The organism is Kitasatospora sp. NPDC059088 (genome assembly GCF_042738155.1).
Lineage (GTDB): Bacteria > Actinomycetota > Actinomycetes > Streptomycetales > Streptomycetaceae > Kitasatospora.
In genome coordinates, this window is sequence record NZ_JBHYGR010000064.1 from 1 (window position 1) to 11020 (window position 11020).

The 11020-nt window shown below is 74.3% G+C and carries 12 protein-coding genes; 6 read left to right on the forward strand and 6 right to left on the reverse strand.

The features are described 5' to 3' along the window. Nucleotides 1–160 precede the first annotated feature (160 nt). Nucleotides 161–811: a hypothetical protein gene (locus ACFWXO_RS26070; RefSeq protein ID WP_380526396.1), complete on the forward strand. Its 651-nt coding sequence runs from the start codon at nt 161–163 to the stop codon at nt 809–811. A gap of 151 nt (nt 812–962) precedes the next feature. Then, complete coding sequence (gene galE, locus ACFWXO_RS26075) at nt 963–1979, forward strand: UDP-glucose 4-epimerase GalE (protein WP_380526398.1); 1017 nt, start codon at nt 963–965, stop codon at nt 1977–1979. Between the two features lie 13 nt (nt 1980–1992). On the opposite strand, the gene ACFWXO_RS26080 is transcribed toward galE, so the two are convergent. Further along, nucleotides 1993–2727, reverse strand: coding sequence for a lytic transglycosylase domain-containing protein (locus ACFWXO_RS26080; protein ID WP_380526400.1), 735 nt, complete (start codon nt 2725–2727; stop codon nt 1993–1995). A gap of 82 nt (nt 2728–2809) precedes the next feature. Then, on the reverse strand, nt 2810–3016 hold the full coding sequence (locus tag ACFWXO_RS26085) for an antitoxin (RefSeq protein WP_360240392.1): 207 nt from the start codon (nt 3014–3016) through the stop codon (nt 2810–2812). Nucleotides 3017–3273: 257 nt separating this feature from the next. Here ACFWXO_RS26085 and ACFWXO_RS26090 point away from each other — a divergent pair, with 257 nt between their 5' ends. Both ACFWXO_RS26090 and ACFWXO_RS26095 read left to right on the forward strand, forming a co-directional pair. Beyond that, complete coding sequence (locus tag ACFWXO_RS26090) at nt 3274–3846, forward strand: DUF6542 domain-containing protein (protein WP_375886871.1); 573 nt, start codon at nt 3274–3276, stop codon at nt 3844–3846. Further along, nucleotides 3839–5479 carry an LCP family protein gene (locus ACFWXO_RS26095; protein WP_380526402.1) on the forward strand — a complete coding sequence of 547 codons (1641 nt, stop codon included), beginning with the start codon at nt 3839–3841 and terminating at the stop codon, nt 5477–5479. The genes ACFWXO_RS26090 and ACFWXO_RS26095 overlap by 8 nt, the downstream gene beginning before the upstream one ends. A 135-nt stretch (nt 5480–5614) precedes the next feature. On the opposite strand, the gene ACFWXO_RS26100 is transcribed toward ACFWXO_RS26095, so the two are convergent. Together ACFWXO_RS26100 and ACFWXO_RS26105 are read right to left on the reverse strand one after the other, a co-directional pair. After that, on the reverse strand, nt 5615–6172 hold the full coding sequence (locus ACFWXO_RS26100) for a hypothetical protein (protein ID WP_380526404.1): 558 nt from the start codon (nt 6170–6172) through the stop codon (nt 5615–5617). 76 nt (nt 6173–6248) lie between these two features. Then, nucleotides 6249–7055, reverse strand: a complete 807-nt coding sequence (locus tag ACFWXO_RS26105; RefSeq protein ID WP_380526406.1) for a nucleotidyltransferase domain-containing protein — start codon at nt 7053–7055, stop codon at nt 6249–6251. A gap of 112 nt (nt 7056–7167) precedes the next feature. Here ACFWXO_RS26105 and ACFWXO_RS26110 point away from each other — a divergent pair, with 112 nt between their 5' ends. Beyond that, nucleotides 7168–7584 carry a DUF4259 domain-containing protein gene (locus ACFWXO_RS26110; protein ID WP_380526408.1) on the forward strand — a complete coding sequence of 139 codons (417 nt, stop codon included), beginning with the start codon at nt 7168–7170 and terminating at the stop codon, nt 7582–7584. Between the two features lie 28 nt (nt 7585–7612). On the opposite strand, the gene ACFWXO_RS26115 is transcribed toward ACFWXO_RS26110, so the two are convergent. After that, a complete protein-coding gene (locus ACFWXO_RS26115) occupies nt 7613–8842 on the reverse strand; it encodes an MFS transporter (RefSeq protein ID WP_380526410.1) in 1230 nt (409 codons plus the stop codon). Nucleotides 8843–8972: 130 nt separating this feature from the next. Between ACFWXO_RS26115 and ACFWXO_RS26120 the strand changes: the two genes are divergently transcribed. Next, the gene (locus ACFWXO_RS26120) at nt 8973–9416 is read left to right on the forward strand and encodes a winged helix-turn-helix transcriptional regulator (RefSeq protein ID WP_380526412.1); all 444 of its coding nucleotides are present in this window, start codon (nt 8973–8975) and stop codon (nt 9414–9416) included. Between the two features lie 77 nt (nt 9417–9493). On the opposite strand, the gene ACFWXO_RS26125 is transcribed toward ACFWXO_RS26120, so the two are convergent. Next, on the reverse strand, nt 9494–10777 hold the full coding sequence (locus tag ACFWXO_RS26125; protein ID WP_380526414.1) for a DUF6777 domain-containing protein: 1284 nt from the start codon (nt 10775–10777) through the stop codon (nt 9494–9496). Nucleotides 10778–11020: the final 243 nt, after the last annotated feature.

Here is an 11020-nt window from a genome sequence, read left to right on the forward strand (position 1 = left end):
CAGAAACCCCCCCCCCCCCAAAACACCCTACCGCCCCGTTACTTTCGCCCCGGGCCCTAACAACCCCGCCCCGGGGGGGGGCCCCCCACCCCGGTTGGGGGCCCCCACCCGGCACCGCTGCTCCACCTACCCTCACCCCCACCGCCGAGGACCGCCCGACATGCGAACCCGCACTCGCCCGCTGCTCGCCTCCCTCGCCCTCGCCGCCGTCTCCGTCCTGCCCGCCGCCGCACCCGCCGCCGCCCACGGTGACACCGTCCACCTGGACGTGACCGGCCAGCAGAACGGCCGGGTCAGTACCGTCGCCACCTGGGAGAACGACCACGACCCGGTCACCGAGGAGTTCGCCGGCACGCTCTCCGCGACCGCCGCCGACGGCCGGACCGTCGGCCCCTGGCGGCTGGTCGCCGTGCCGGGCCGCCCGGGTACGTACACCACCCGGGAGCTGCTGCCCGCCGGGCACTGGAAGATCTCCGTCGACTGCGCCTTCCCCTCCTTGGGCCACGGCGAGCGCGAACTCGACGTCGAGGCGGCGGCGATCAGCGACCCGGTGCCGCTGGACGCGGCCGCCTCCGCCCACTCCTCGGCCTCCGCCGCGCCCTCTGCCGCGGCCTCCATCGGACCCTCCGCCACGGCCTCCGGCGCCACGCCCACCGCGGGCCCGACCGTGGTGGCCGCGGCGGCCACCACCGCCGCGCCCGCCCACGAGACCACCGACGACGCCACCACCTGGGCCGCCATCGGCACCGCCACCGCGGCCGTGCTGCTGGTCGGCACCGGCTTCTGGCTGCGCGGACGCGCCCGCCGCTGACGGGCCGGAGCGCGGCGCCGCCCCGGCCGGCCGTCGGCGACCCGTGATCCGTGCCACCCCGGCAAACCGGGAACCGGCGGCGCACGAAGCACGTCTGAGCGATCACCGGACGTCACCGGACGCCCGGCCGATCGCAAGGGAGCATCCGCGCATGAGGAAGGTCCTGATCACCGGCGGTGCCGGCTTCATCGGCAGCACGGTGGCCTCGGTCCTGCTCGACCGGGGCATCACCCCGGTCGTCCTGGACGACCTGTCCAAGGGCCGCGCCGAGTTCGTGGAGAACCGCGTCTTCTACGGGGGCGACATCGCCGACGCCGCCCTGCTGGACCGGATCTTCACCGAACACCCGGACATCGACGCCACCGTGCACTGCGCGGCCAGGATCGTCGTCCCGGAGTCGGTGGCCAAGCCGCTGTTCTACTACCGGGAGAACGTCGCCAAGACCGTCGAGCTGCTCGACGCCCTCCAGCGCCACGGCTGCACCCGGGTGGTGTTCAGCAGTTCCGCCTCGATCTACGCGCCCACCCCGGACGGCCGGGTCGACGAGGACTCCGCGCTGGAGGCGAACAGCCCGTACGCGCGCACCAAGCTGATGATGGAGCAGGTGCTCCAGGACTGGACCCGGGGCGAGGGCGCCGAGCGGCAGCGGGTCATCACCCTGCGGTACTTCAACCCGGTCGGTGCCGACTCCCGGCTGCGCACCGGCCTGCAGAACCTCAACCCCAGCCACGCCCTCGGCAAGCTGATCGAGGCCCACACCGAGGGCACCCCGTTCACCGTCACCGGCGTCGACTGGCCGACCCGGGACGGCTCCGGCATCCGCGACTACGTCCACGTGCAGGACCTGGCGGAGGCCCACGTCGCGGCGCTGCTCCGGTTCGACGAGGTGATCGCCCCCGACGCCGCCGACCGCTTCCGGGCGATCAACGTCGGGACGGGCGAGGGCACCACTGTCCGTGAGCTGGTCGCCGCCTTCGAGCAGGCCGTCGGCGGCAAGCTCGACGTCCGTGAGGCCGGCCCGCGCCCGGGCGACGTGATCGGCTGCTACGCCTCCGTCGACGCCGCCCGCGAGCTGCTCGACTGGTCGCCGCGGCGCACCCTGGCCGAGGGCGTCGCCGACGCGCTCGCCTGGCGCGCCAAGTGGGCCACCCAGCTCGGCGCGAACTGACCGGCCGCAACCGCTACTTCACGGCCTCGCCGGACCTCGCCCAGTTGTCGTGCAGGCGGTCCAGGTAGGACTGCGCCTGCGGGCCGATCCTGACGCCCCGGGCGAAGGCGAGCATGTTGCCCGCCCCGGCGTTGTAGCCGAGGGCGAGCAGCTCGTCCTTGTTCAGCGGGGCGCCCACCTTGGCGGGGAGCTGTTCGGCGAGGTCGTGGAGGTGCCAGGCGGCTGCCTGGACGGCCAGGTTGCGGTCGTCCGGCAGCTCCTCCCAGCGGCGGGAGGCGAACGGGCGGCCCGGCTTGGTGTCGTCGAAGGCGGCGCGGTGCATGTTGGCGATGCCGAAGGCGGCGTCCGGCTTGCCGCGCTGCCAGGCCCGCTCGAAGTCCGGGTCGTGCGGCTTGTACGCCTCGTTGTAGAGGATCGCCATCAGCAGCTGGGGGTTGACCCCGGCCTCGGCCGCGTACTGGCGCACCGGCGCCGCGTAGTCGGCGGGCTCGTAGCGGCCGGAGGGCTTCGACGGGGCCGCCGACGACCCGCCCGACCCGGCACCCGCGCCGGCACCCGACCCGGTTCCCGCGTCGGCACCCGCCGAACCGGAGGCGCCGGACGACGGGGCGGCGGCGGAGGACGAGGGCGCCGCCGAAGCGGCCCCGGGCTCGTGGCCGCCGCTGCGGACGATGCCCCACCCGGCCGCCGCCAGGACGCCGATCACGATCCAGCGCCCCCAGCGCGGACCTTTCTGCTCCTCGCTCACCGCCGTCGGCCCTCCCCGTTCGCCCGTCATCCAGTTCGACCGTCGTACGGTCGCTCGTGCCCCGCGGGAGGCCCGGCCGGTCCTACTCGGCGGACTTCGCGTCGCCGTCGAGGTTGCGCAGGAAGTCCTTCGCCTTCTCGACGCCGGTGTCGATCTGCCCGCTGTACTTGCCGTCCGTGCGGTCGTCGATCACGTCGCCGACCTTCTCCAGGCCTTGCCCGAGCACGTCGCTGTGCTCGCGGGCGAGGTCGGTGGCCTTGTCCGCGATGTTCTTAAGACTTTCAAACATGGTGACGCTCTACTCCTCTGGTGCGTTCCTGTTGGTGTGCCGACGTGGCGGGGATCATGGTCATCCTAACGAGGGCCGGCCGGGCGGTCCGCCGCTGCGGAACGGCGGCGAGTGACTTTGCTGAAATGGGTTTGTATGCTCCAGACCAGCCTCTACAGGCCTGTAGACGGCGGGAATTGCCAGCGGACGGATGGCGTCCCGGCACGAGGGGCGGCGTGGTCTCGCCGCCGCAGCCGAAACGATCGAGGGAAGTGCGCATGGCCGGCCAGCGGGCGAGAACGCCGTACCAGGACGCGGGACCTCGCATCGAGGACCCCGCCGTGCCCGCCCAGCGCTCCCGCGCGGCCGGCGGTGACCCCGACCCGTCGCGGCAGGCCCGCGCCCAGCGTGCCGGGGCCTCGCGCCGCAGGCAGCAGGCCCGTCGGCGCGGCGGACCGGTCGCGGCGCTCGCCGCGGTCGGGCTGCCGCTGCTCGGCGGGATCGGCGACGAACTCGGCGGCCCCGGCGTCGGCATCCTGTTCGCGGTCGGCGCGGTGCTCGGCACCGGCGTCGCGGCCGTGCTGTGCAGTCGGAGCGGCCGCTGGTGGGTGCTGACCGGGACCCCCCTGGTGGTGCTGCTGACGGCCTCGGCCGTCGAGTACGGGGCCGATCCCGACAAGTACCGGGGCAAGGGCCTGGGCACCGGCGCGGTGCGCTGGGTGGTCGAGGCGTTCCCGGTGATGGCGACGGCGCTGGCGGTCGCGCTGCTGGTGATCGTGGTGCGTGCGGTGCTGGACCGCCGCCGGCCCCCCAGGGCCGGAGCCCCGAGCGGACGGGGCCGCCGTGGCTGACCGCACCAACCGCACGAACAGCACCGACCACACCGAGCGCCCGCGCGGCCGGGCCCCGCGCCGTGGCTCCGCCGCCCGTCGGGGGCCCGCCCCGCTGACCGTGGCCGGCCGCACCCTGGCCTGCGCCGTCTCGGTGGCCGTGCTCGGCGCCAGCGGCTTCACCTGGTACGAGTACCGCAGCCTGGACGACGGCATGATCAAGTCCGGTGCGTTGAACGAGGCGAAGAAGAACGCCCCGCCGCACCTGGACAAGTCCGTCAACCTGCTGCTGATCGGCCTCGACAGCCGCAAGGACATGGACGGCAACGACCTGCCCAAGCAGTTCGTCGAGGACGAACTGCACGCCGGCTCCAGCGAGATCGGCGGCTACAACACCAACGCCCTGATCGTGCTGCACATCCCGGCCAACGGCGGGAAGGTCACCGCGCTGTCCGTCCCGCGTGACGACTACGTGCAGACCGTCGGCGCCGACGGCAAGATGCACAAGATCAAGGAGGCCTACGGCATCGCCAAGGAGGCCGCCGAGTCGAAGCTCGCGGGCAAGGGCCTCTCCAAGGCGGATCTGGAACGGCAGAGCCGGGAGGCCGGCCGCTCGGCCACGATCCAGACGGTGCAGAGCTTCCTGGACGTCCCGATCGACCACTTCGCCGAGGTCAACCTGATCGGCTTCTACGACATCGCCAAGGCCGTGGAACCGATCCAGGTCTGCCTCAACCACCCGGTCGACGATCCGATCATCGCCCGGACCGCCGCGCACGAGGGCGGCGGCACCGGCCTCAAACTGCCCGCCGGGATCAGCTCGTTGAACGCCGCCCAGGCACTGTCCTTCGTCCGCCAGCGCCACCACCTCACCAACGGCGACCTCGACCGCACCCACCGGCAGCAGGCGTTCATCTCCTCCGTCGAGTACAAGCTCAAGCAGCAGGGCATCCTCAACGACTTCGGACAGATGCAGAAGCTGTTCGGGGTGGTGAAGAAGGACGTCGTGATCGACAACGAGTGGAACATCCTCGACTTCGCCCAGCAGGCGCCCAACCTCACCGGTGGCAACGTCGAGTTCAACACCCTGCCCATCACCGGGTTCAAGACCGTCGGCGGGCAGGAGGTGAACACCGTCAACCCGGACCTGATCAAGAAGATCGTCCGGCAGCTCTTCAACCGCGAACCGGCGCCCGCCGCCCCGGCCGCGGCCCCCGGCGGCGCCCCGGGCGAGACGGCCCCGCCCTCGCCTTCGCCCAGCGCCGCGCCCAAGTCGGTGGTCGACGTCAACGCGACGGCGGGCGCGGGCGCCGCCGCCACCGAGTCCAAGGCGCTGGTCGACCTCGGCTACCAGGCCGGCCGGATCGGTGACGCGCCCGCGCGGATCCGCACCACCACCGTGAGCTACGGCACCGGCGCCAAGGCCGACGCCCAGGCGGTCGCCGCCCGGTACGGCGTCACCGCCGTCCCGTCCTCGGCCGTCCCGGCGGGCCACGTCCTGGTCACCCTCGCCGGGACCCGGACCGCGACCCCCACCCCGGCCGCGACCGCCTCGGGCGCCCCCGCGCCGGCCGACGGCTCCGCCGACCCGGCCGCCGGGCTGCCGATGCAGGGGCCGGCGGTGAAGGCCGGCGGGATCCCCTGCGTGGACTGACCCGCGGTACGAGCGTCCGGTGGGGCCGCCCGCCGGACGCGCCAGGTGTCGGGTCGTCTCGTGCGTCGGGTCGGACCGTGCGTCGGGTCGGGTCGTGCGTCGGGTCGGGTCGTGCGTCGGGTCAGGCCCGAGTGGTCAGGCCCAACCGGCCGTCCTGAGCACGGCGGAGGCGACGTCCGGGAGCGGCAGGCGGGTGGTGTCGACGGTGAAGTCCGCGACGCCGGCCTGGTCGAGGATCCGGTGGAGCCCGTCGGCGCGCTCCAGGTGCCAGGGCAGGGACCCGGGGTCGTTGTCGGCCTCGTGCCGGCGCCTGAGCCGGCCGTGGACGACGGGGAGGTCCGCCGTCAGGCGGCAGACCTGGAGCGGCATGCCGAGGGCGGCCCGGTAGCCGTCGCGCTGGGCGATGCTCTCGGCCACCCCGGCCAGGACGAACCGGCGCACCCCGGCGTCCCGGTAGTTGGCGGTCAGGGCGCGCAGGTTGCGCAGCAGCAGACCGAGGTTGAACGGGTCGCCCTCGGGGGCGGGCCACGCCTGGCAGAGCCGGTCGAGGTCCATGACCGCGTGCGGCACACCGGCCTCCTGGAGGAGGTCGCCCACCGCGTCGGCGGCCGAGGTCTTGCCGACTCCGACGGTGCCGGTGATCAGCAGGGCACGCGGCTCCGCCCCGTTCGTGTGGTCCTGGTGGTTCAGCACTGCTCGCTCCGTGTCCGGTGGTGTCCTGCCTTGGGCTGCTCCGCGCATCATGGCCCGGGTGCGGGCGGCACGGCGGTCAGGGGCGCGGGGCCTTCTCGCCGTGGACGGCGGTGTACTCGGCGGCCAGCCAGGGGGCCAGCCCGTCGATGAGGGCGGCCAGGACCGCGCGGTCGGTGGTGGGGGTGCGGGCCACGGCGGCGGCCAGGCGCATCCGGTCCGCGTGGTCGGGGTAGTGGGCGGCGAAGGCCTCGGCGGAGACGGTGAGGTCGCTGGTCCAGCCGCCCCAGCGGGGCATGACCAGGGTGAAGCCGGTGCGGACGAGCCGACGGGAGACCGCGCGGCTCAGCGCGGTGAGCTCGGCGTCCGAATCGGCGGCGGCCAGTCGCTCGCGCCAGCGGGGGAGGGCGAGCGCGAGGTCGCCGTTGGTCTCGCGGGCGAGCAGGGAGTCCGGACGGTAGCGGGGGAGTCGCCCCGCGAGGTCCTCGCCGAGCAGCGGGGTGCACAGGCACGCGACGAACCAGCCCAGGTCGTGCCGTTCCAGCTCGCTGAGCAGCGTGCCGGTGCCGAACAGGAGCACGCCGACGCCGTCGACCTGCGGGAAGTCCGCGTCGAGGGCGGCTTCGAGGGCGTCGGCCGCCCGTCGGTCGTCGGGCGTGGGCTCCCGGTGCAGGGCGAGCAGCAGGTCGAGGTCGGAGACGCCGGGGAGCGCGGTGCCGCGCGGGATGCTGCCGTACAGGTAGGCGCCGTGCAGGCGGTCCGGGCCGAAGGCGGCGGCGATCCGCGCCCGCGCGGCGTCGACCACCGGCGCGAACTCCGGCCGGACGCGCTCCAGCGAGCCCTCCCGCGCGATGTACCCGTCCTCGTCCAGTCCCTGAATGTCCATGGGCGAACCCTGCCGCACCGTCACGTGGTTGACCAGCGGATTTCCGGGGCCCGGGCGAATTGTCAGTGGGGCGTGCCAGCATCCATTGCACACGAACACGGAGGGAATTCTCATGGGCACCTGGGACATCGGCCCTTTCGACAACGACACGGCGGCGGATTTCGCCGGTGGCCTCGACGACGCCGCGCCGGGCGAGCGCGCGGGCCTCGTCCGGGCGGCGCTGGAGCGCGCCGCCCGCGGGCCGGAGTACCTGGACGACGACGAGGGCGTGGAGGCCGTCGCAGCGGCGGCGCTGGTCGCCGCCCAGTGCTCCGGCGGCACGGCGGTGACGACGGCCTACGGCCCGGCCGAGCCGATACCCGAGCTGCCCGTCGAGCTGCGCGCGCTGGCGGTCGCGGCGCTGGACCGGGTGGTCGCGGAGGAGTCCGAACTGGCCGAGCTGTGGGACGAGTCGGACTCCGACGGGGAGTGGCGCCGGGGGATCCGCGCCCTGCGCGAGGTCCTGGAGCCGGTGCCGCCGGTGACGTAGGCGTCGCTGCCCGGGCTGTGAGCGATCGTCAACCGTTGTTGCCGGCCCGCCAGTAGGCGAGCGCGGCGAGGCTGGTGGCGGCCCCGAGCGCGCAGACGGCGTTCCAGCCGCCGTGGTCGTACACCACGGTGGAGGCGATCGCGCCCGCTCCGCAGCCGACGGAGTACAGCAGCATGTAGCCCGCGGTCAGGCGGCTCCTGGCCTCGGGGCGGACTTGGTAGAGGAGGTGCTGGTTGACCACGTGCACGGACTGGAGGCCGTAGTCGATGACGACCACGGCGAGCACCAGCCACCACACCGAGTGCGGCAGCAGCGCGGCCGGGAGCCAGGCGGCGAGCATGGCCACCAGGCCGAGGCCGGCGGTGCGTTCGGCGTGACGGCGGCCGCGGTCGGCCTGGCGTCCCGCGCGCCCGGCGCCGAGTGCCCCGGCGGCTCCGGCCAGTCCGAACAGGCCGATCCGGGTGTGGCTGAGCTCGAAGGGCGGCGCGGCGAGCGGGAGGACCATCGGGGTGAGCAGGACGGTGACGGAGGTGAAGGTGAGCAGGGCGAGCACGGCGCGCACGCGCAGCACGCTCTCCTCGGCGAAGAGCGTGAACACCGAGCCGACCAGCCGCAGGTAGCGGATCCGCCCGGTCGGGCCGCGGCGGTCGGGCGGGAGGACGGCCGCGACGGCGAAGGCCATGGCGCCGGTCGCGACGGCGGAGGCGAGGTAGACGGCGCGCCAGCCGGCCAGGTCGCCGACCGTCCCGGCGACGGTGCGCGCGAGCAGGATGCCGACCACGATGCCGCTGGTGACGGTACCGACCACCCGGCCCCGGTCGCCGGGCGCGGCGAGCGAGGCGGAGTGGGCGACGACGACCTGGGCGACGACGGCCAGCACCCCGACGGCCGCCATCGCGGCCAGCAGCAGCGGAGCGGAGGGTGCGACGGCGACGGCGAGCAGGGCGAGGACGGACAGGCCGAGTTGGGCGGTGGTCAGGGCGCGGCGGTCGACGTGGTCGCCGAGCGGGACGAGCAGCAGCAGGCCGAGCCCGTAACCGACCTGGGTGAGGGTGCCGACCAGGCCGATGGTGGCCGGGTCGATGCCGTAGTCCCGGGCGATCAGGTCCAGCAGCGGCTGGGAGTAGTAGACGTTGGCGACGGCCAGGCCGCACGCGACGGAGAGCAGCCAGGCCGCGGCCGGTGACAGGCCGCGCGGCGGCGTGGCCGCGCGCGTCGCGTCGGTGGTGGGTGGGCCGGTGGGAGCGGGGGAGGTCATGAGCGGGAACCCCTCGACGGGCAGCAGTGGTTTCAAAGTGCTACCGCGTCACCCTGGCATATCCTGGTTTCAATAAGCAACCACACGTTCGGCGGTACGCTGGCCGCCGACCGGTCGAGAGGTGGGAAGAGTGCCGAAACGCACCACGCACGAGGAGTCGACCTGCCCGGTCGCCCGCCCGCTCGACGTGGTCGGCGACGGCTGGACGCTGCTGATCGTCCGGGACGCCTTCGACGGGCTGCGCCGCTTCGGGCAGTTCCAGAAGAACCTGGGGCTGGCCAAGAACATCCTGTCGGCGCGGCTCACCAACCTGGTCGCCAATGGCGTCTTCGAACTCGCCCCGGCCGCCGACGGCAGCCCCTACCAGGAGTACCTGCTCACCGAGAAGGGCCGCGCGCTGTTCCCGGTGATCACCGCGCTGCGGCAGTGGGGTGACGACTGGTTCTTCGCCGAGGGCGAGCCCCGGGCCCGGCTGGTCGACCGCGCCTCGGGCGCCCCGGTCGCCCCGGTGGAGGTGCGCTCGGCGGACGGGCGGCCGCTCGGCCCGGACGACGCGAAGGTGCTGCTGCCCTGAGACGTGCCACCGCCACCCGCGTTCGAGACGGCCGGTGGCGGCGGGGCGGTGGGGCAGTGGGCGGCGGGGCGGTGGGATCAGGGGGTCGCGGGCGGGCAGGGCGTGACCGTGCCCGTCGGTCCCGGCTGCTTGCAGATCGGCGTCGCCGTCTGGGCGCCGGCCGAGGTGGCACCGGCCGAGGTCGTGGTGCCCTCGCCCGTCGCGCCGGCCCCGGTCGTGCTGGTCTTGCTGGTCGGTGCCTCGCTGAGCGTCGAGGCGGACGAGGAGTGCGTCGTCGCGGTGCTCTCGGACGGCCTGCCCGACGTGGTCGACGAGGTGGCCGCGGCTGAGCCCGTACCGGTGGAGGCGCCGGAGGACGTCGTACCGCCGGACGTCGCTCCGGAGGAGGTGGCGCCGGAGGACGTCGCACCGGAGCTGGTGGCGCCCGAGGTCGAGGCCGTCGCGCCGGACGAGGTCGCTCCGGAGGTGGTGGCACCCGAGCTGGTGGCGCCGGAGGAGGTGGCACCGGACGAGGTCGCCCCGCTGGACGTCGCGCCCGAAGAGGTCGTGCCCGAGGTCGAGGCCGTCGCCGTCGGCGACGTGGGCTTCCACGGCACGGGCGGCGGAACGCCCGGCACCAGTTGCTTCGGCGGCTCGACGCGCTTGTCCACCACCTCGATCCGACCGGTCAGCCGGGAGAACCAGCCGCCCGTCTCGACGTTCACCAGGATGATCTCGGTCACCGGCTGCGGGGCCGGCACCACCACGATCAGCGTGGTCGGCTCGAAGCCCGTCCAGGCCTTCCCGGTGTACTTGGCGTTGCTCACCAGCACCGCCGGCTTCAACGGGTTGCCGCAGGCGCAGCGCACCCGGGGCACGCCCTGGGCGTCCACCAGGACGGCCGTGCCCGCCTGCAGCACGGACTGGTACTCCACCACGGCGCCGCTCTTGTAGCTGTGGTTGGTCACCCGGGTGTCCACCCGCAGGTAGGCCGAGGTCAGCGAGCGCAGGTAGGACGGGATCGCGGACTGTTCGATGCCCGCGGCCGAGGCCCAGGCCCGTCCGGCGTCACCGCTGGACACCATGCCGATCAGCCGTTCGGTGTCGCAGCTGGACCGGCTCATCGTCCCGCCGTACAGGCCCGCCGAGTTGCCCTGCACGCTGTGCAGGACGGCCGGGGAGCTGGTTCTGGGGGTGCCGCCCGGCTGTGCCGCCGTGCTGGTGGGAGCGGGGGCCGGGGCGCTCATGCCCTGGGTTTCCACCGATGGGGTGAACGGCGCCGGTCCGGGGTCGGCCGGGGCCTGGAGGGCGACCTCGTTGGCGGTCGGGACGGCCTCGTTCTTGCCGCCCTGGTTGTTGACGATCAGCACCGTCGCCACCACGGCCGCCGCCACCACGCCGGCCGCGACCGACAGCCCCGTCCGGGAACGCCACCACGGCCTGCGCGGACCCCGCCCGCTGCCCGCGCTGGAGCCACCCGCACCGCCCCCGGACGGCCCCGACGGTCCTGAGGGCCCCGACGGGCCCGAGGGCGGTGGGGGGCCCGGCGCCCACAACACCGGGGCCGCAACACAACGGGGTGCGGGCCCCAGGGCGGGCGCGGGGTCGGTGGGGGGGGCGGTGGG

What these genes read in the sequence shown, in the direction of transcription:
- ACFWXO_RS26070 (WP_380526396.1), top strand. Translation starts at nt 161, where the DNA reads ATGCGAACCCGCACTCGCCCGCTGCTCGCCTCCCTCGCCCTCGCCGCC.
- galE (WP_380526398.1), top strand. Translation starts at nt 963, where the DNA reads ATGAGGAAGGTCCTGATCACCGGCGGTGCCGGCTTCATCGGCAGCACG.
- ACFWXO_RS26085 (WP_360240392.1), bottom strand. Translation starts at nt 3,016, where the DNA reads ATGTTTGAAAGTCTTAAGAACATCGCGGACAAGGCCACCGACCTCGCC.
- ACFWXO_RS26090 (WP_375886871.1), top strand. Translation starts at nt 3,274, where the DNA reads ATGGCCGGCCAGCGGGCGAGAACGCCGTACCAGGACGCGGGACCTCGC.
- ACFWXO_RS26105 (WP_380526406.1), bottom strand. Translation starts at nt 7,055, where the DNA reads ATGGACATTCAGGGACTGGACGAGGACGGGTACATCGCGCGGGAGGGC.
- ACFWXO_RS26110 (WP_380526408.1), top strand. Translation starts at nt 7,168, where the DNA reads ATGGGCACCTGGGACATCGGCCCTTTCGACAACGACACGGCGGCGGAT.
- ACFWXO_RS26115 (WP_380526410.1), bottom strand. Translation starts at nt 8,842, where the DNA reads ATGACCTCCCCCGCTCCCACCGGCCCACCCACCACCGACGCGACGCGC.